The 18,931-nt window shown below is 61.1% G+C and carries 16 protein-coding genes; 13 read left to right on the plus strand and 3 right to left on the minus strand.

Features of this window, described 5'->3' with window-relative positions; all coding sequences use genetic code 11:
* The first annotated feature begins 11 nt into the window (after window positions 1-11).
* Genes CUJ90_RS05790 through CUJ90_RS05805 form a run of 4 tightly spaced genes read left to right on the plus strand, consistent with a single transcriptional unit; the run spans window position 12 to window position 4,282 of the window.
* On the plus strand, window positions 12-1,676 hold the full coding sequence (locus CUJ90_RS05790) for an electron transfer flavoprotein-ubiquinone oxidoreductase (RefSeq protein WP_114162172.1): 1,665 nt from the start codon (window positions 12-14) through the stop codon (window positions 1,674-1,676).
* A 12-nt stretch (window positions 1,677-1,688) separates the two neighbouring features.
* Window positions 1,689-2,534 (plus strand): 3-hydroxybutyryl-CoA dehydrogenase, encoded by an 846-nt coding sequence (locus tag CUJ90_RS05795; protein ID WP_114163455.1) that lies wholly within the window; start codon window positions 1,689-1,691, stop codon window positions 2,532-2,534.
* Window positions 2,535-2,553: 19 nt separating this feature from the next.
* Complete coding sequence (locus tag CUJ90_RS05800) at window positions 2,554-3,303, plus strand: electron transfer flavoprotein subunit beta/FixA family protein (RefSeq protein WP_114162173.1); 750 nt, start codon at window positions 2,554-2,556, stop codon at window positions 3,301-3,303.
* Between the two features lie 31 nt (window positions 3,304-3,334).
* Entirely contained in the window at window positions 3,335-4,282 is a 948-nt protein-coding gene (locus CUJ90_RS05805) for an electron transfer flavoprotein subunit alpha/FixB family protein (protein WP_114163456.1), read from the plus strand.
* A 21-nt stretch (window positions 4,283-4,303) separates the two neighbouring features.
* On the opposite strand, the gene CUJ90_RS05810 is transcribed toward CUJ90_RS05805, so the two are convergent.
* Complete coding sequence (locus CUJ90_RS05810; protein ID WP_073427490.1) at window positions 4,304-5,356, minus strand: LacI family DNA-binding transcriptional regulator; 1,053 nt, start codon at window positions 5,354-5,356, stop codon at window positions 4,304-4,306.
* A gap of 620 nt (window positions 5,357-5,976) precedes the next feature.
* Between CUJ90_RS05810 and CUJ90_RS05815 the strand changes: the two genes are divergently transcribed.
* The 6 genes from CUJ90_RS05815 (at window position 5,977) to CUJ90_RS05840 (ending at window position 11,190) form a co-directional block, all read left to right on the plus strand.
* Window positions 5,977-7,260 (plus strand): MFS transporter, encoded by a 1,284-nt coding sequence (locus tag CUJ90_RS05815; RefSeq protein WP_114162174.1) that lies wholly within the window; start codon window positions 5,977-5,979, stop codon window positions 7,258-7,260.
* A gap of 49 nt (window positions 7,261-7,309) precedes the next feature.
* Window positions 7,310-8,287 (plus strand): fumarylacetoacetate hydrolase family protein, encoded by a 978-nt coding sequence (locus CUJ90_RS05820; RefSeq protein ID WP_114163457.1) that lies wholly within the window; start codon window positions 7,310-7,312, stop codon window positions 8,285-8,287.
* A gap of 44 nt (window positions 8,288-8,331) precedes the next feature.
* Window positions 8,332-8,778, plus strand: coding sequence for a DUF1682 domain-containing protein (locus CUJ90_RS05825; RefSeq protein ID WP_167449646.1), 447 nt, complete (start codon window positions 8,332-8,334; stop codon window positions 8,776-8,778).
* A gap of 35 nt (window positions 8,779-8,813) precedes the next feature.
* Complete coding sequence (locus CUJ90_RS05830) at window positions 8,814-9,401, plus strand: cytochrome b (RefSeq protein WP_073427493.1); 588 nt, start codon at window positions 8,814-8,816, stop codon at window positions 9,399-9,401.
* A 209-nt stretch (window positions 9,402-9,610) separates the two neighbouring features.
* A complete protein-coding gene (locus CUJ90_RS05835; protein ID WP_073427494.1) occupies window positions 9,611-10,051 on the plus strand; it encodes an SET domain-containing protein in 441 nt (146 codons plus the stop codon).
* 161 nt (window positions 10,052-10,212) lie between these two features.
* On the plus strand, window positions 10,213-11,190 hold the full coding sequence (locus CUJ90_RS05840; RefSeq protein WP_114162175.1) for a histone deacetylase family protein: 978 nt from the start codon (window positions 10,213-10,215) through the stop codon (window positions 11,188-11,190).
* A 51-nt stretch (window positions 11,191-11,241) separates the two neighbouring features.
* Here CUJ90_RS05840 and CUJ90_RS05845 read toward each other — a convergent pair whose 3' ends face one another.
* Complete coding sequence (locus CUJ90_RS05845) at window positions 11,242-12,195, minus strand: ATP-grasp fold amidoligase family protein (RefSeq protein ID WP_244220008.1); 954 nt, start codon at window positions 12,193-12,195, stop codon at window positions 11,242-11,244.
* A gap of 114 nt (window positions 12,196-12,309) precedes the next feature.
* Window positions 12,310-13,347, minus strand: coding sequence for a GlxA family transcriptional regulator (locus CUJ90_RS05850; protein ID WP_416448086.1), 1,038 nt, complete (start codon window positions 13,345-13,347; stop codon window positions 12,310-12,312).
* A 592-nt stretch (window positions 13,348-13,939) separates the two neighbouring features.
* Here CUJ90_RS05850 and CUJ90_RS05855 point away from each other — a divergent pair.
* The 3 genes from CUJ90_RS05855 (at window position 13,940) to CUJ90_RS05865 (ending at window position 18,923) form a co-directional block, all read left to right on the plus strand.
* Window positions 13,940-16,279: a polysaccharide biosynthesis tyrosine autokinase gene (locus tag CUJ90_RS05855; RefSeq protein ID WP_244219980.1), complete on the plus strand. Its 2,340-nt coding sequence runs from the start codon at window positions 13,940-13,942 to the stop codon at window positions 16,277-16,279.
* Between the two features lie 64 nt (window positions 16,280-16,343).
* Window positions 16,344-17,459 (plus strand): glycosyltransferase family 4 protein, encoded by a 1,116-nt coding sequence (locus CUJ90_RS05860; RefSeq protein ID WP_114162178.1) that lies wholly within the window; start codon window positions 16,344-16,346, stop codon window positions 17,457-17,459.
* Window positions 17,460-17,462: 3 nt separating this feature from the next.
* Window positions 17,463-18,923 (plus strand): hypothetical protein, encoded by a 1,461-nt coding sequence (locus tag CUJ90_RS05865; RefSeq protein ID WP_114162179.1) that lies wholly within the window; start codon window positions 17,463-17,465, stop codon window positions 18,921-18,923.
* Window positions 18,924-18,931 lie beyond the last annotated feature (8 nt).

Consider the following 18,931-nt stretch of genomic DNA (forward strand, 5'->3'; position numbering starts at 1 on the left):
AACATTGATAAATGAATCTCCCGGAAATCGGCGGCCCGCGCGAGTCGATGGAATACGACGTCGTGATCGTCGGCGGCGGCCCGGCCGGCCTGTCGGCGGCTATCCGCCTGAAGCAGCTGGCGGCTGCGAAAGGCGTCGAGCTTGGCGTGTGCGTGCTGGAAAAAGGCTCGGAGATCGGGGCGCACATCCTCTCGGGCGCGGTGATGGACCCGCGCGCGATCACCGAACTGATTCCCGACTGGAAGGAACAAGGCGCGCCGCTCACGGTGGACGTGACCGAGGACCGCTTCCTGTTCCTCACCGAAACCGGCTCGAAGAGCGTGCCGGCCTGGGCGCTGCCGGATAACTTCAGGAACCACGGCAACTACGTGATCAGTCTCGCGAACGTCACGCGCTGGCTGGGCACCATGGCGGAGGCGGCGGGCGTCGAGATCTTTCCGGGCTTTCCGGCTGCCGAGATCCTTTACCACGACGACGGCTCGGTCAAGGGCGTCGCGACCGGCAATCTCGGCATCGGCAAGGACGGCCAGCCCACCGAGAACTTCCAGCTCGGCATGGAACTGCATGCGAAATACACGCTCTTCTGCGAAGGCGCGCGCGGGCATCTGGGCCGCCAGCTGGACGAGAAATTCCGGCTGCGCGACGGCGTCGATCCGCAGGTCTACGGCATCGGCATCAAGGAACTGTGGGAAATCGAGCCGTCGAAACACAAGCCGGGTCTCGTGATGCACACCGCCGGCTGGCCGCTGAACACCGATACCTACGGCGGTTCGTTCCTCTATCACATGGATAACAACCAGGTGGTGGTGGGCTTCGTGGTCGGCCTCGGCTATACGAACCCGTATCTGTCGCCGTTCGAGGAATTCCAGCGCTACAAGACGCATCCGGCGATCCGCGGGTTTCTGGAAGGCGGCAAGCGCGTCTCGTATGGCGCGCGGGCGATCACCGCGGGCGGGCTGATGTCGCTGCCGAAGCTGGTGTTCCCCGGCGGCGCGCTCGTCGGTGACGATGCGGGCTTCCTGAACGCGTCGCGCATCAAGGGCAGTCACGCGGCGATCAAGACCGGCATGCTGGCCGCCGAGGCGGCGTTCGATGCGGTGCAGGCCGGACGTCGGAACGATGAACTCACGGCCTACCCGGAGTCGTTCCGCACATCGTGGCTGCACACCGAACTGCATCGCGCGCGCAACTTCAAGCAGTGGATGAGCAAGGGCCTGTACCTCGGCACGCTGATGGTCGGCATCGAGCAGAAGCTGTTCGGCGGCAACGTGCCGTGGACGCTGCATCATCAGCACGCCGATCACGAGATGCTCAAGCCCGCGTCGCAATGCACGCCGATCACGTATCCGAAACCGGACGGCAGGCTGACGTTCGACCGGCTGTCGTCGGTGTTCATCTCGAACACCAATCACGAAGAGAACCAGCCGGCGCATCTGACGCTGAAAGACCCCACCGTGCCGGTGAACGTGAACCTGCAGACCTATGCCGGTCCCGAAGCGCGCTACTGTCCGGCTGCGGTCTATGAATTCGTGAAGACCGACGACGGCGGCGAGCGCCTCGTGATCAACGCGCAGAACTGCGTGCACTGCAAGACCTGCGACATCAAGGACCCGACGCAGAACATCGTGTGGGTCACGCCGGAAGGCGGCGGTGGGCCGAACTATCCGAACATGTGAGTGAAGAGCGACATGCAGACAATTGGAATCGTCGGCGCGGGGCAAATGGGAAGCGGCATTGCGCTGGTCTGTGCGATAGCCGGCCTCGACGTAATCGTCACGGATCTCGATGAACACGCGCTGAAACGCTGCATCGAAGGTATTGCGGCGAATCTCGACAGGATGGTATCGAAGGGGAAAACAGCGCAGGCGGAGGCAGCGGCGGCGCTGGAACGAATCAAGGGAAGTACTTTGTTGACTGACCTTGCCGACCGCGACTTCGTGATCGAAGCAGCGACGGAAAATATTCAGATCAAAGAGGGGATCTTGAAGAAGCTGGATGCGATCGTGCGGCCGAATGCGATCATCGCAACCAATACGTCGTCGGTGTCCGTCACGAAGCTCGGTGCGATGCTCGATGACCCGAGCCGCTTGACGGGAATGCACTTTTTCAATCCCGTTCCATTGATGGCGCTCGTCGAAGTCATTCGCGGGATTCAAACTAGCGATGCCACCTTCGACGCCACCGTCGACCTCGCAAAGCGTATCGGCAAGACCGCGATTTGCGTGAGGAATTCGCCGGGCTTCGTGGTCAATCGCATTTTGATACCGATGATCAATGAAGCGATTTTCGTACTGCACGAGGGGCACGCGAGCGCCGAAGAGATCGACGAGGGTATGAAGCTAGGCGCGAATCATCCGATTGGACCGCTGGCGCTGGCGGATCTCATCGGACTCGATACGACGCTCGCGATCATGAACGTGTTGTACCGCGACTTCAACGATCCGAAGTATCGCCCGGCGCCTTTGCTCAAGGAAATGGTCGACGCCGGCTATCTCGGCCGAAAGAGTGGGCAGGGGTTTTATCCCTATCCTTAACGCCAAGGGGAAAGACATTTTGAAGATCATTGTTGCTGTGAAGAGAGTGGTCGATTACAACGTGAAAGTCCGGGTGAAGTCGGACGGCACGGGCGTCGACATCGCGAACGTGAAAATGTCGATGAATCCGTTCGACGAAATCGCGGTGGAAGAGGCGGTGCGTCTGAAGGAAGCGGGCGTGGCGACCGAGGTGATCGCGGTGTCGTGCGGCGTCACGCAGTCGCAGGAAACGCTGCGCACGGCGCTCGCGATCGGCGCGGACCGCGCCGTGCTGATCGAATCGAACGAGGAACTGCAGCCGCTGGCGGTCGCCAAGCTGCTGAAGGCGCTGGTCGACCGGGAGCAGCCGCAACTGGTCATCCTCGGCAAACAGGCGATCGACGACGATTCGAACCAGACCGGCCAGATGCTCGCCGCGCTCGCCAGCCTGCCGCAAGCGACGTTTGCGTCGAAGGTTGTCGTGGCCGACGGCAGGGCGACCGTGTCGCGTGAGGTGGACGGCGGTGCCGAGACGCTGTCGCTCAAGCTGCCCGCCGTGGTCACGACCGATCTGCGCCTGAACGAGCCGCGCTATGTGACGCTGCCGAACATCATGAAGGCGAAGAAGAAGCCGCTGGAAACGCTCAAGCCCGAGGACCTCGGTGTTGACGTCACGCCGCGCCTGAAAACGCTGAAAGTCGCCGAGCCGCCGAAGCGCTCCGCTGGCGTGAAGGTGGCGGATGTGAAGACGCTGGTCGAGAAGCTGAAGAACGAAGCCAAGGTGCTTTAAGTAAAACGCGGAGACAGGGCAAATGACGAATCTGGTTAATCTTGTATTGGCTGAACACGACAACGCATCGATCAAGCCGGCGACGCTGAACACGATCGCAGCAGCGCAGAAGATCGGCGGCGACATTCACGTGCTGGTGGCGGGCTACAACGCGCAGGCCGCGGCGGACGAGGCCGCGAAGATCGCGGGTGTGTCGAAGGTATTGCTGGCCGACGCGCCGCAACTGGAAGCGGGCCTCGCGGAAAACGTCGAGGCGACGGTGCTCGACATCGCGAAGGACTACACGCACATCCTCGCGCCGGCGACGCCTTACGGCAAGAACATCACGCCGCGTATCGCCGCGAAGCTGGACGTCGCGCAGATCAGCGACATCACCGCGGTGGATTCGGCCGACACGTTCGAGCGCCCGATCTATGCGGGCAATGCGATCGCCACCGTGCAGTCGCAAGACGCAATCAAGGTCATCACCGTGCGCACGACCGGTTTCGATGCGGTCGCGGCCGAAGGCGGCAATGCAGTGGTGGAAAAGATCGACGCTGCGGCGGACCAGGGCATCTCGCAGTTCGTGAGCCGTGAACTGACGAAGCTGGACCGCCCCGAACTGACCTCGGCGAAGATCATCGTCTCGGGCGGCCGCGGTCTGGGCAATGGCGAGAACTACACGAAGGTGCTCGAGCCGCTGGCCGACAGGCTGAACGCGGCGCTGGGCGCCTCGCGCGCGGCGGTCGATGCGGGCTTCGTGCCGAACGACTACCAGGTCGGGCAGACCGGCAAGATCGTCGCGCCGCAGTTGTACATCGCGGTCGGGATTTCGGGTGCGATCCAGCATCTGGCGGGCATGAAGGACAGCAAGGTGATCGTCGCGATCAACAAGGACCCGGAAGCGCCGATTTTCAGCGTCGCCGATTATGGTCTGGTGGGTGATCTGTTTACGCTTGTGCCTGAGTTCGTCGAGCGGATTGCCGACGATCATCGTTAGGCACAACCGTGTTCGCATCCGTCAAGCCGTGGCGCCGCGCGGCGAAGCGCGTACCGATGTCTTGGTCGGCGAGCCCGGTTTGCGCGTGCTGCCCCGCACGATGAGTGTCGCTGGCGAGATCGATGTGTAGGGTGAAGCGGTAGCGGAATTCTGCCGGACGTGATGCACGAACCACAGCCCGCACGCGGTGGCGAGATCGTGTACGGGAAGTCCCACGGTGGTCAATCCCGGTCCCCACCACCGGAAGCCGAGTTCGTCGCCGAAGCCAACGACCGACAGGTCGTCCGGAACTCGCACGCCCTGAGCCAGCAATTCTTCCAGGATGCCTTGGGTCATCTGGACCGAACCGGCCACGATTGCCGTCGGCGGCTTGGACAACGACAGGAGCCGGCGGGTTGCGTTAGCACCGAAGTCGACCTCGCTCGGCGCGCCCAGTTGCACAAGGGCGGGCTCGCCCGCTGCAACGCCGCTCAGTGCCTTGTGATAACCCTTGAGGCGCGCGGAACCCGTAGGCAGATCGTCTGTGCCGCCGATATAGCCGATCCGGCGATGGCCGAGCTGCACGAGGTGACTGGTCGCCTCGAAGATCGCCTCTGTATCGTCAATTCCGAACCACTGATCCCCGATCGCCGCATGCCTGCGCAACAGTTGCACGTGCGGGGACAATTTGATCAAGCGGATCGTTTCGCGATGGGGCTTCGCGGTCGGCACGATGATGATGCCCGCGACATTCGCGCTCGCCAGTTCACGGACGCTCTGCAACTCGACCATTCGGTCGTCGTCCGTTTCCGACAGGGCCAGTTGATAGCCGGCTGCCTGCAGGCATTTCGACAGCGCATGGGCGATGGTCGCGTAGAAACCGTTCCTGATGTCCGGCAGAACCAGGCCCACGAGATTGCTCGAGACGCCTCGCATCATGCGTGCAGCGAGATTGGCCACGTAACCCATTTCATCCGCGACTTGAGTCACTTTCTGTTTGGTGGCTGCGCTGATGCGTGGGTCGTCGGCAAGCGCCCGTCCTACCGTGGATGGGGAGACCTGTAGACGCGCGGCGATGTCTTTGATGGTGACCATTTGAGTTATCCGTTCAAGGTGCTTTTTTTGTAACGATAGCACAACGGTGAAGCTCGCAATGGACCGAGCCGTGCGCCACTGATCGCCGCGTTTACCTCTGAAGTTCGCGGTTGCAAATGCTAACGCGAGCTCATTTGCATAGCCAGATTTATTTGACGCGTGGAAAAACGCCCTTTATCATTGTGCTAACGTTAGCGCACTGGATGAAGCGGGCGGGTCGGGTAACCGCAGTGGTCCGTGCCGAAGTCCATTCGCCATTGGCCGGCTATGCGGGGGCAGGAGGGGAAGCCATGTTTGAAGAGAAATCCTTGCGGTTCCATGTCGAAAAGTGGTTTGGGCGAACAGCCATTTCGTCATTGGAGGTGAGCCGCGTCAGGCCGGCGAAACTGGGACCGAATCGATGTGTCCAGGTCGTGTCGCCGCAGTCGGAGAACCGCGTGACGATATTTTTCTTCCAGCACGGCGACGGTCGATGGAGCGTCTTTCCGCCGCCCACCCGGCGCGCCACGCCGACGTTCGCAAACCGCTAGCAGCACGCAGCATCGAATTCAGCTTCAGTTTCCCGACCTGCGCAGACAGGACCGGCGACTCAATAAACGCAATACAAAGGAGACACCACAATGAACGCCCCTAGGCACGACGTTCGCTATGAACGCGGGACACTTGCGCTTCTCGGCATTGGGTTTGGACTGGTCGGCTTCGATCGCTGGCTGCTCGCTCCGCTGTTTCCGCACATCATGCGCGACCTGGGGCTGAACTACTCGCAACTGGGCAGCCTCGTGGGGATACTCGGCGTCGCGTGGGGCCTTTGGTCGATCGCCATGGGGCCGCTTGCCGACCGCATCGGCCGCAAGAAGATTCTCGTGACGACGATGATCGCCTTCTCGGTACTGTCGAGTCTTTCCGGCTTGGCGAGCGGCTTTATCAGTTTGCTGCTGTTGCGAGCCGCGATGGGCGTCGCCGAGGGCGCATTCACGCCGGCGAGCATCGCCGCGAATAGCGAGGCGTCGCTGCCGGCGCGCCGCGGGCTGAATCAGGGCATACAGATCAGCATGATTCCCTTGATGGGCCTCGGCTTCGCACCTATCGCCGCCACGCAATTGCTCGAAGTCGTCCCGAACTGGCATTGGGTGTTCACGCTGTCGGCCGTGCCCGGCTTTATCGTGGCAGCGCTGATCTGGCGCTGCGTGCGTGATCGCGATGCGCCCACGGTCCATGCGTCGCGGCAACCGGTCGATCGGCCGCGCTGGACTGAACTGTTTGCAAGCCGCAACGTCGCCGTCGCGACCCTCGCCATTCTTTGCGCCATGAGCGGGATATTCGTGATCGGCGCGATGGTGCCGATGTACCTGGTTTCCGTTGTGCATCTCGACATGCGAAGCATGGGATTCGTTGCGTCCGCTGTGGGATTCGGCGGCTTTATCGGGTGTTTCGCGCTCGCCGGGCTCTCGGACTTCATTGGCCGCCGCCCGGCTGCCTTGATCGGGTTCATCTGCGCGGCCGTTCTTCTGTATCTGTTTTCACGCACGGGTCCCAATCCGACGATGTTGTTCATTCTGCTCTTCGGTGTCGCGATGTTCTCGATGGGTCTGTTGAGCCTGCTCAGTGGCCCGATCGCGACGGAGGCCGCGCCGGTCGGGCTCATTGCGTCGACGATCGGCTTCGTGTCGGGCGTGGGCGAGACGTTTGGCGGCGGGGTTGCGCCGGTCATCGCAGGTTTCATCGCCCAGCATTTCGGCCTTGCACGCACGCTCGATTTCGCGCTTTACAGTCTCGCAATCGGAGCCGTGGTTGCGTTCTTCCTCATCGAAACCGCGCCGCGCAAGCGCCGGGACGAAGCGGCACGAACGCAGCCGACCGCGGACGGCATTGGCGGAGTCATCGCGCGCAACGGCGACGCATGAACTCGCGTTCGAAAGACACACGCTCGCCATCACCAACACGATTACCGCCATGCTCCCAGTACTTGTCAACGTTTCATTCGCTGATTGCCCGCCGTTTCCAGCGTTGTCGACCGAAACGCATGCGCTTGCGCTGGCCTATTGGGCGCGGGTGGGTTTGCGCGGGGCGCACTGCATCGAGACATTCCTGCGTGAGTGGGATGCCAACGCGGCTTTGCTAAAGCGGATCTCCGACGATCCCGCGACGGCTGATGCAATCGAAACACGCGGCGCGCCGCTGTCGAGCTTTCGCATGCACGCTCCGGTCGCGCCGCGGCAGGTCTATTGCACGATCGGCAATTACCGCAGCCAACTACTGCAAGCCGCTCTCGATGCGGACGACGGACCGGATGGTCCCGGCGCCGCCGCACGCCGCGCCGCGCTGCTGGATTCCATCGAAACGCGGCGGCGGGAAGGCGCTCCCTACATCTGCCTGAAAGGCCCCGCCTGCGTTGCGGGACCGAACGACTTGCTGCCTGTTTCGCGCAACCTCACGACGCTCGACTGGGAAGTGGAAATTGGCGTCGTGATCGGCAAAAGCGCGGTACACGTCCGCGCCGAAGATGCGCTCGCCTGCGTCGCCGGCTATTGCGTCGTCAATGACATCACGTTGCGTGAGCGGATATTTCGTCGGGACGCACCCGCATTGGGCGCGGACTGGCTGCAGTCGAAGGCGCGGCCGGGCTGGCTTCCCGCCGGACCGTGGATGGTGCCGGCATGGCATATCGCCGATGCGCAACAGCTCGGGTTATGGCTTCGCCTGAACGGATCATCGATGCAGGAGGGCGTAGCCAGCGACATGATCTTCAGTATCGGCGAGCAGATCGCCTATCTTTCCAACTTCACGCGGCTCGAGCCTGGCGACCTGATCTGCACCGGTACGCCAGCCGGCCTGGGCACCCATCATGGGCGCTACTTGCGCCCCGGCGATGTCCTTGAAGCCGGCATCGATGGTCTCGGTGTGCAGCGGGTGACCTGTGTCGAGGTTTAAGTCGTTGCTGGCGTGGAATTTCGCAGTTTGCCCAAACCAACAACATGGATTTCAAAGAGGAGATCATCGTGCATAGATGTTCACGACAATGGGTCGCGGGGTTGCTCATATCGGCGATGCCGCTCGTCGCGCAAGCGCAGGGCGTGGCGGCGAGCGCCCCCATGCCGTCGCAGCCGGACATGACGCCGGCTTCCGCGAGCAAGGCCGACAGCAAGGCACAGAAGCAGGCGCTCAAGGCACAACGCGAGGCACAACGCGAGGCACAACGCGAGGCACAACGCGAGGCACAACGCGAGGCACAACGCGAGGCACAACGCAAGGCCGAGAGAAAACAGGCGCGTCAGGTGAGAAATGCCGAATTGCAGAACCTTCAGCGCAACGGCTATGGGCCGCAGGCAGCGCCCGATCAGTATCCCGAGAACCTTTTGAATGCCGAACGCAAGTCCGCCCCTCAGAAGGCAGCGCCGGCAGTGCCCGCATCGTCGAATTGAGCGATTCGGCTGGACGAACCCATAAAGGAGTTGAAATGGAAAGGAGACAATACACGCCCATCGCAAAGATTCTCCACTGGACGATGGCGGTAGCAATCATCTGCGCATGGATCGCGGGGTACTACTCCAGCACGCTGAGTCTTCCGCAGAAGATTCAGACTGACAGCATCATGCTGCACAAGTCGATTGCGACGATCACGCTGTTTTTGCTGGCGGCCCGGATTCCGTGGCGGCTCATGCACGGCGCGCCTGCGGCGTCATGCGGCGTGCCGTCGCTGGAGCGCGCCGCAGCGCGTGTTGGGCACCTGCTGCTCTACTTATGCATGCTTGCACTGCCATTGTCGGGATGGCTCTGGAGTTCGGCGGCGGGGTTCAAGATTCCGGTGGCCGGCCTGTTCTTCTTGCCGCCCTTGATGGACAAGACGCCCGCGCTTGCACCCGTCTTCAAACAGGTGCACATCTTTCTCGCGTATGCGATCGCCATTCTGGTCTGCGGACACGTATTGATGGCGTTGAAACACTACTTCGTGGATCGCAGCGATTCGCTGGAATCGATGTTGCCGTCCTGGCTTGTCCGCCGGCGCGATGGCGGTCAGCGGAAGGAGCGTTCTCCCGCGGGCTAGATGGCGGCTCTGCCAATACTCTGCCAATAAGCGAGGCGTTTCGTCATTCGCGCGCGAGAGCGCGAACTTTTGCCCGGCATAAGCCGGGCTTTTTTTGCCTGGCGTTGCCGCGAAGCTTGTACCCGTGCGTGCCGCGCGCATCAAGAACCACTGGAAGGGGAAAACTGCCTCTCATATACTCTGGCATAAACACCACTTAGGGGAAGGCTATGCGGCGCGTGATCGTCCGGCGATCTTCGGTTCATGGGAAGGGCGTATTCGCCATGCGGCCGCTTTCGGCGGGCGAGCGGGTGCTCGAATACAAAGGCGAGTTAATCAGCTGGCGCAAAGCCGTGCGCCGGCACCAACGTGAAGGCGTGGCCGGGCACACGTTTCTTTTTGGCTTGTCGGATGGGCGCGTGATCGATGGCAGCCGCGGCGGCAACAGCGCCCGCTGGCTGAACCACGCATGCGCGCCTAACTGCGAGACCGTCGAAGACGCCTGCCGCATCTTCATTCACACGCTTCGTCCGATCGAGGCGGGCGAGGAACTGTTTATCGAATACCTGCTGGAAACCGACGATCCGCCCGACGAAGACATTAGAGCGCAGTATGCGTGCCGATGCGCCACGGCGGACTGTCGGCAGTCAATGTTGGCGAACGCCGTCTGATCGGGCAGGGGAAAGGGAAGAACCGATTACGCGCGAGGCTGGCTATCCATAAGCGAATGGCTATGATCTCCCACGGAATGTCTAATTGTCGTCAAGCTACAGACGGCCCTATGCTTGCTTCTTGCAATGAGAAGAGATGGGCCCGTGAGGCATCAATCTAAATGACGACTACCCTTGTTTTTTCCCATGCAGCGTGTCTGGATCATCGCCCAGGCTCCGGTCATCCGGAGTCGCCGGAACGTCTGAAGGCCGTGCTGCGCGCATTGCGGTCGCCGGAATTCGCGGCGCTGGAATGGCGCGAGGCGCCGCTGGGCACACTCGAGCAGGTGCAATTGATCCACGACCCGGCGTTCGTCGACGAGGTCGAGCAGATTGCCCCGAAGCGAGGTTATGTGCCGCTCGATGCCGGCGACACGGTGATGTCGCCAGGCTCCTGGGAAGCCGTCATGCGCTGCGTTGGCGCGGCGTGTGCCGGCGTCGATGCGGTAATGAACAGGGAGGCGCGCAACGCGTTCTGCGCGACGCGTCCATGTGGTCATCATGCCGAGCCGGCGAGGGCAATGGGCTTTTGTATCTTCAATCAGGCCGCGATCGCCGCGGCCTACGCTTGCGAAGTACACAAGCTGGAGCGCGTCGCGGTCGTCGACTTGGATGTTCATCACGGTAACGGCACGCAAGCGGCTTTTTTCCATCGCCCGGAATTGTTCTATGCCTCCAGCCACCAGTCGCCTTTGTATCCCGGTACGGGCGCCGTATCCGAGACCGGCGTGAATCACAACATCGTGAATATTCCGTTGCCCGGCGGTTGCGATTCGACGCTGTTCCGTGCGCGGATCACATCCGACATGTTGCCCGCGGTACGCCGGTTCAACCCCCAATTCATCATCATTTCCGCGGGCTTCGACGCGCATCGCCTGGATCCGCTCGCCGGCCTGAATCTCGAAGACAGTGATTTCGGCTGGATCACCGACGAACTAATGCATATAGCCGATGCGACATGCGAAGGACGCATCGTTTCGATTCTGGAAGGCGGCTATAGTCTGGAGGGTCTCGCGACCGGCACGATGGCGCATGTCCGTGCGTTGATGAACGTCGACGGCAACGGGCCCGGCTCACAGGTCACGGGCACTGCCGGATGAGCTCGGGTCGCGCGCGGCATGAACGTGGCGGGCGCGGACGGCTGCTCTGCATCACCAGTTCGCCACGGCGCCGTTGAGCGAAGGCCGCAACCTTCCTTCACCCAGCAGTTCTCCCCATTCGTAGTCGATGTTGTCCGGCGTGAAAGGCAAGACGCCCGCGCCGGGGGTAAACGTCAACTCCCCGAAGTACACCGCGTTATCCGGTGCGTACAGATCGACCCGGACGTAATCGAAGTCTTCGGAGAGCCGGACTGCCGCATCCAGTACCGAGTCGAGATGTTGTGGCCGAGGCGCTGGAGCTGGGCTACGTTTGTAGTAGCCGATGGCCACGTCGAGATGATTCCAGTTCTCGTCGTACACGTCCCCTCGCGTGTTTGGCCCGAAGCGGTCGGAAATCACGAGAATGTACATGACAGGTCGCCCTTGGCGACCACCGAAGCAGTGCACCTTGAAATCGGCGGGAATCTGTCCACGCTGATCCAGTAGCAGCCGTTCGAAGAAGATGCGCGGGCTGATCTTTCGGTAATGCCGTTCCCGCGAAACGTTATAAAAATCGATGGACAGCCAACGTGCAGCAATCTGTTCCAGCCGCTCGAACGACGTCTTCGTTTTGTCTCCGACCACCTCGACAAAGCTGCTGCCGTGATTTGCCTTCATCACGAATGAGTTCGGCAGCGCGTCGAAGACCTGACGATTGAAGACATCGGGAACGGCGATCAGGGGAATCAGATGATCCTGGCCGAGCTTGGCCGCCACATAATTGCGCACCGTAAGCTTGTCTGTCAGGTTGACGAAACGCGGATCGGGCTTGAGGCTGCGCTGCAGGATCTTCTCATTGAAAGTGGCGGGGTGAATGAGCTTGGGGTACCGGCCAATGCATTTGCGGTGTAACAGACTCAAAAAAAGTACATCGGGCAATGTGAACTTCGCCCTCTCCTTGATTCGTCTGACTATCGAGTGTTGCTCTTCCGGATCACCGTGATAGCTCGTCAGGAGCGACCGGATCGTCGGTTCACTTTGTCGATGCACTTTCAGATCTCCGCCAGTGGATTCCGGCGATTATGCGTTATCTTGAAGCAGACTGAGTGTAGGTTTTTTCGGTCCGTGCGAGAGAAGCCGCTAGCAGGTCTTCACCACCGCCAGTTCCATCGGCAGCGATTCGGTACTGTATCGACATCCGTTTTCAGTCTCCACGTTCGGCGCGCCGGGATCAAATGGCTGGCGCGCGCGAAAGTGCGTCGGGGACATTCCGTATCGTTCCTTGAACAGTCGTCCGAGACGATTTCCATCGCCCATGCCGCAGCGTCGGGCAATCTTGTCGACGGGCAGATCGCTCGTCCTGAGCAAGGTGATAACGACGTCGAAGCGGACCCGCAACAGGTACTCGAGCGGTGTCGTGCCGAATTCGTCCTTGAAACGACGCTGATAATTGCGCTTGCTCATTGCCGCGGATTCAGCGGCCTGGGCAACCGAAATCGGCTTGCTGTAGTTCTCGTGCATCCATCGAGCGGACGCGCGAATTTTTTCGGCCGTCGTGACAATGCTGACGCCTTCCATTTCGGGTCGTGTATGTTCGGCAAACTTCGCCTGCATGGCGCGAGCCACCTTTTGCGCGGTGTCGGCGCTGAGATCACGCTCGATCTGAGTCAGCGCCATTTCCGTGGGCGTGACGCCATGCGTCGGCGGCGCATCGGGGCCGTCGTCGAAAAGAAAGACCGGTACGGTTGCCTGTAGCGGTGTCTTGCGCACGATGGCGACACTGGCGCCTTGCCGGATACCGCTCGATGCGATGAATCCCTGCTGCGTGATCCACGATAGCAGCCGCTCGTTAGACTCCGCCGTGATCGCGGCGTCGCAACCGGCAACGAAGAGCGCATGGAAATCGGCCAGGCTGTACCGTTCGAGCCGCTGGGTCCAGATTGGAATGCTGGAAGAGGTCACGACAAAGCCGCCCTCGTCCGAGAGAACCGAAAGTCGGTACGGCGGCGGCGCACCTTGCGGCGGTTGCAATGCGTTGGCAAGGCGGAAAACTTCCCCAATCGCCCCAGTGGTCGCAACGGAGCATTCCTGAAAGACCAGCAGTCCGATATGGCGCTCGGCCTTTGAGTCGTCGTTGCTATTTGTAATACGCGGCGTGGGAAAGTTTGTAATACCGATCATATAAATTCTCCGAACGGAATGTACATTCCACCCCTTGAGCATAACGTACCGAATTACTCATGCGGCGACCTGTCCGGTTATCCGGATGTATTGGCGAAATCGTCCGAATTCGAGAAATTGTTGCCGCGCAACACGCTAAAAATCACACGGAAGCGCCAGCAAATAAGGAAGTTTTTGCCGACGCAACGATAGGGGAGTCCCTGCATTCATCTGGCCGATTCAACTGAATTGGCCAATAGCACCCGACTTTATGCCGACGCCGACGCTGGTGCTTATGGCGGACTATGCTTCGATGCAGCATTGGAAGAAATTCTTGTAGTGAGTCACATGTGGATACCGGTCTGCCCGAGCCACGTCGTAGTTCTCTTTCAACCCCACGCGGGTCGATTGCCGTTTCAATTCGCTTTCAAATCTGCATTGCGAAACAAATGCCGATTTGTTTGTCGCATGGAAATTTTACGTGTCGAATTGATTGGATTGCCACGGAGTGGCCGCAGGCGTGGTGCCGTCGAAACGTGCCTCGTTGCTCTCCGGCAGTTCATTACCGCATCACTTATGTTCGACAAATAAACATGTGAGGAATACGCCGGTGGATTACTACCATCAAAATTCGCTCCCTCACGCCGCTGTCACGGAACGCGGTCAGCTCACCGCGCGCGAGATGTTGAATCTGATGCGCGATCACGTTTGGGAGATCGCGGCCACCACCGCGATATTCCTGATGCTGGCGGGACTTTATCTACTCATCGCGCCAAAGATCTACTCAGCCGATGTTCTCGTACGCGTCGACCCGCCCGAGCAAAACGCGCTCGGCATTGCCTTGCAGAACCAGGAGACGCTACCGCCTCCCGCGCCATCGCCCGTGACCGAAATGGCTGTCATGCGCAGCCGTTCGGTATTGGGGCCCGTCATCGAGCGATACCGGTTCGACGTCAGCGTCACACCACACGCCATTCCACTACTGGGCGACATCGCCGCGAGGTTTGCCACACCGGGCAAGCCCGCAGCGCCGTGGCTCGGATTGAAGTCGTTCGCATGGGGCGGAGAAAGCGTTCAGGTCGGCGCATTGAAAGTTCCACGCGATCTCGAAGAGGAGAAGCTCACGCTCGTTGCTCTCGAAGGCGGCGCGTACGAATTGCGCGCTCCGTCAGGCGATCTGCTCGTCGAAGGCAGGGTAGGTGCGGTCGCGAACGCAAACGACGTGTCGGTGCTCATCAAGCAACTGGTCGCGCGGCCCGGAACCCGGTTTACGGTGATTCGCTGGAACGCGCTCGACGCCCTGAAGCGCTTCGACGACCTTGTGAAGGTGACGGACAAGGTCAAGGATTCCGGTCTGCTTGAAATCGAGTACTCGGACAAGAGTGCGGCGAAGTCCGCGGAAGTGGCGAACGCATTGGGACGGCAATATCTGGCTACCGCCATCGCCAGCCGTCAGGCGAACGACACGCAGACGCTCGCATTCATCAACGGCGAACTCCCCAGGTTACTGGCTGATCTGAAGAAGACCGAGGCTGCGCTGAAAAGCTTTCGTTCAAGCTCCCAATCCATGCAGCCCGGTTCCGAAGCCCAAGCCTACTTGCAAGGCGGTCTCGACCTCGATAAGCAGATTGCGGGCTTGCAACTGCAGCGGACCCAACTTCTGGATCGCTATCAACCGGGTAGCCGCTGGGTGCAGAGCATCGATACGCAACTGGAGCAATTGAAGGCCGCAAAGGCGCAATTCGATAACCGCTTTGGCGGAATGCCCGCGTCCGAGCGCGAAAGCGTGGATCTGCTTCGCGCGCAGAAGGTTGCCGAAACGATCTATCTGGGCATGGTGCAGAAAGCCGAGCAATTGCAGGTCCGGCGTGCCAGCACCACGGGTGGCGCGCATATCGTCGACCCGGCGATCGTGCCGTACCGGCCTGTGAAACCCAAGCCCGGCGTCGTACTGCCCGCCGGCCTCGCGCTTGGCGTGGTGTCGGGCATGCTCCTCGTCTTCATGCGTCGCCACGTGATGATCGGCGTGACGGATCCGCAGTACGTCGAACGTCGCCTGAGCGTGCCGGTGTTCGGCGAGATCCTGTTTAGCCAGCAGCAAGCGCTGCTCAATCCGAATTCATCAGGCGCTACCCGCAAGCCATTGCCGGCGGGCGGACGCAGCAGTTTGCCGTTTCAGCGAGGTGGAGCCCGCCTCGAACCGCTCCTTTCCGCAAACCGGGTCGATGCGGCGGATCCGTTCAGTACAGGCAGCAATCGGATTCTCGCGGCGCGCTTTCCGCATGATCCTTCGGTCGAGGCGCTGCGCGCCGTGCGAACCGCGATGGCGCGTGAGCTCGTGCATACGCCCAACAATGTGGTGATGGTCATCGGGCCGACGCCATCGGCGGGCAAGAGCTTCGTGGCGGCCAATCTGGCTGTCCTGCACGCCGAGATCGGCGCCCGCGTCGTTCTGATCGACGCCGACATGCGCCGTGGCCACCTCGCGTCCTTCTTCAAGCAAAGCAATCGTGAGGGTCTCTCCGAAGTACTCGCCGAGCGAATGCCCTTGCGCAATGCAGTGCGGCGCACCTGTATCGACGGCGTGTCTTTTCTCGCCTGCGGCGCTCGCCCGGAGAACCCCGCCGCCCTGCTGATGAAGCCGCATTTCAAGGAGGTGCTGCAGCGGCTCGGCAATCAATTCGACCTGGTCATTATCGACACGCCGCCGTTTCTCGCGGTGACGGACGCCTCGATCATGGCGAGCGAGGCCGGCGCTTCGTTGCTCGTTCTGCGCTCCGGGATGCAGAGCGAGGAGGAGATTGCCGACACGGTGAAGAAGATGGACCGCTCGGACGGGCGCATCGCCGGTGCGGTCTTCAATGGCATTCCGCTACGGCCCAGCACGCGGAACTATGGCTATCCGACTAACTATGCGAGCGACTTCGGCGACGTGGAAACCACGAAATGACATACGTGGGCGAGTAGGGACATTGTCGTCAGAGTTCTTGTGACTGCGTAAAACGGAGAGTGCCATGCCCTTCGCAATCAATGGAAAGTTCACCTCGCAGCCGATCACCGGTGTTCAGCGAGTCGCCTATGAATTAACGAGAGCCATGCAGATGCGCGCACATCCGGGCGATGAAGTGGAGGTGTTCGTGCCGCAGGACATCATCGAACCCGGCGCGTTGCTGAAGCGGCAGCGGCGCCTGCCGTGGCTGCGCGGCACGCTTTGGGAACAGATCACGCTTCCGCTTGCGGCAAGAGGCGTGACGCTTCTGAACTTCTGCAATACCAATCCGGTTCTGAAACGCCGGCAGATCGTCATGGTTCACGATATGGCCGTGTACGACGTGCCTCACGGGTTCTCGCGCAAGTTCCTGCTTTGGTACCGGTTCTGCTTTGCGATGCTGCCGAGAATGGATCCCACGATACTCACCGTGTCGATGTTTTCGAAAGCGCGGATTTGCGAACACCTGAAGATTGCCGAATCACGCGTCTCGGTCGTCACGCCGGGCGCGGATCATCTGGATCGCGTTGTCTCCGACGCGTCGATAACCGAGCGGCTGGGACTCGAGAAGGACGCCTATTGCGTCATCGTGGGCAGCCTCGATGCCCGCAAGAATCTTCAGCGCGTGCTGGATGCCGTTGGCCGGCTCAAGCACCGGCGCGACATCAGGTTCGTGGTGGTCGGCGGAAGGAACCCGCGTATTTTCGGCAACGGCTCCGTCTCGAGTTCAACGAACGCCGAGCAGGTGACCTGGGCCGGATTCGTTTCCGACGGGGAATTGAAAGCACTTTATGGCAACGCGGGCTGCCTCATATTTCCGTCGCTTTACGAAGGGTTCGGCTTGCCGCCGCTCGAAGCCATGTACTGCGGATGCCCGGTGATCGCCTCGACGCGCACCTCGATACCCGAGGCATGTGGAGACGCCGCGATGTACTGCGACGCGACGTCGGTGGATGATATTGCCGAAAAGATTTCCCTGATGATGACGGACGATGCGCTGCGGCAGCGTTACCGCGCCAAGGGCCTGCTTCACGCAAGGGAGTATCGCTGGGATCGTTCGGCGCAGAAGTTGCTGGACATCCTGCAGGGTCGGGCGAGCGACAGCCTCGCCTCGCTTGCACCGAACGTATCGGCGGGTTAATCGATGTTGACGAGGTGGCGACGTTATCAAGTCCGCAATGTGTCGGGAAGGCGCCGGGCGTTGTCGAAGCTGGCAGCGCTTGCGGCTGCGATGCTACCGCTCGCGCGCCCGACGGCGTCGTTTGCGGCCGTTGCCGACTCGCAGTTGCAAGCAAGCCGCGGCAGGCGGATCACAGACATGCTTGGAACCAACGGCTGGGCCGGATCGGCGAGCGACCTCGCCATGTGGCGCGAGATGGGACTGACGTGGGGCCGCGATTCGGTCGGCCCCGGCCAGCTCGATTCGCCGCGCGACCCCATGCGTGTCGACAGGACGGGCGTTCAATACAACAGCGAACTGCCGCCTGTCGTGATCCGCAATAACCGCAATGGCGTGCGCTCGCTGCTGCTGCTCGCCTATACGCCCAAATGGAATGCGTCGGTGCCGGGCGACTCGAAATCGGCTCCCATCGATGTGGACGCGTGGAAGCGGTACGTCGACGCGGTGGTGCGCAAGTACTCCGCGCCACCCTACAATCTGCGCCACTTTCAGATCTGGAACGAGGCGGCGGGCAAATTGTCCGGCGGACAAGTGCAGGCATCGTTCTGGCACGGCCCGCATTTCAATGAGGATCGGAAACTGTCGCGGCCCTACGAGCGCGCCATGCAGGACTACGTCGAGCGAATCCATCTTCCCGCCGCGCGAATCATTCGCAGCTACGGCGCCTACGTCGTTTATGGCGGCTGGCCGGACCAGGGCGGCCTCGACAATTTCCGCCGGTGGCTCGAATACAGAAGTCCGCTCTATGACGAGCGAATGCTCGACCAGGTCGATTACATCGACACCCACTATCTTCCTGTGCACGAGCTCGATCCGCTTTACGAGCAATACGTGAAGCACGGTCCCGCCCGCGGCATCTGGCAGACGGAGATCGGCGATACGTACATGAAGGACCCGCACTACTTGCCGCGCTACTTCTTCGAGTTTGCGGCGTGGGCGCTCGATCGCGAGTGGAACGACCCGAACAAGTACGTATCGATGATTTATCACTGGGATGGTTACGAGCCTTTCCGTCTGACGCATCGCGGTCCGCCCGCGCGCACTTATAACGTATCGGGACAAAGTCTCGTGGTGCTGCGCCGGACCGTCGCGGGATCGCTGCAGCGCTTTCCGGCACCGCTTGCGTTCGGCGGCGATACGTCCGGAACGGCAGTGCTATCCGACAGCGATATCGTGATTCAGGTCAGCGCCGCGACCGGTTGGCGAAGCGTCACCGCGACCGGCGTGAAGCCGCCGGCTGCTAGAACGACAACCGTTGAAATGATCGACGGCCTCACTGGCGCGCGGAGCGACGGCGAGAACATCGCGTTGACGTGGAAGGACGCGACGTTGAATGTCCGTTTCAAGGTGCCGTCCGAGGTGAACGGACCGCTTGCGAAGCCTCCAAGACACCTTGCATATATCGTGGTGCGTCGCGCGGCATAGGCATTTGA

Origin of the sequence: Paraburkholderia terricola, assembly GCF_003330825.1 — a bacterium.
In the GTDB taxonomy this organism is placed as follows: Bacteria; Pseudomonadota; Gammaproteobacteria; order Burkholderiales; family Burkholderiaceae; genus Paraburkholderia; species Paraburkholderia terricola.

Excerpts from the sequence above, each read along its gene's own strand:
- CUJ90_RS05830 (WP_073427493.1), top strand. The coding sequence starts at position 8,814 with ATGGAAAGGAGACAATACACGCCCATCGCAAAGATTCTCCACTGGACG.
- CUJ90_RS05815 (WP_114162174.1), top strand. The coding sequence starts at position 5,977 with ATGAACGCCCCTAGGCACGACGTTCGCTATGAACGCGGGACACTTGCG.
- CUJ90_RS05820 (WP_114163457.1), top strand. The coding sequence starts at position 7,310 with ATGCTCCCAGTACTTGTCAACGTTTCATTCGCTGATTGCCCGCCGTTT.
- CUJ90_RS05835 (WP_073427494.1), top strand. The coding sequence starts at position 9,611 with ATGCGGCGCGTGATCGTCCGGCGATCTTCGGTTCATGGGAAGGGCGTA.
- CUJ90_RS05840 (WP_114162175.1), top strand. The coding sequence starts at position 10,213 with ATGACGACTACCCTTGTTTTTTCCCATGCAGCGTGTCTGGATCATCGC.
- CUJ90_RS05810 (WP_073427490.1), bottom strand. The coding sequence starts at position 5,356 with ATGGTCACCATCAAAGACATCGCCGCGCGTCTACAGGTCTCCCCATCC.
- CUJ90_RS05825 (WP_167449646.1), top strand. The coding sequence starts at position 8,332 with ATGGATTTCAAAGAGGAGATCATCGTGCATAGATGTTCACGACAATGG.
- CUJ90_RS05865 (WP_114162179.1), top strand. The coding sequence starts at position 17,463 with ATGTTGACGAGGTGGCGACGTTATCAAGTCCGCAATGTGTCGGGAAGG.
- CUJ90_RS05860 (WP_114162178.1), top strand. The coding sequence starts at position 16,344 with ATGCCCTTCGCAATCAATGGAAAGTTCACCTCGCAGCCGATCACCGGT.
- CUJ90_RS05795 (WP_114163455.1), top strand. The coding sequence starts at position 1,689 with ATGCAGACAATTGGAATCGTCGGCGCGGGGCAAATGGGAAGCGGCATT.
- CUJ90_RS05790 (WP_114162172.1), top strand. The coding sequence starts at position 12 with ATGAATCTCCCGGAAATCGGCGGCCCGCGCGAGTCGATGGAATACGAC.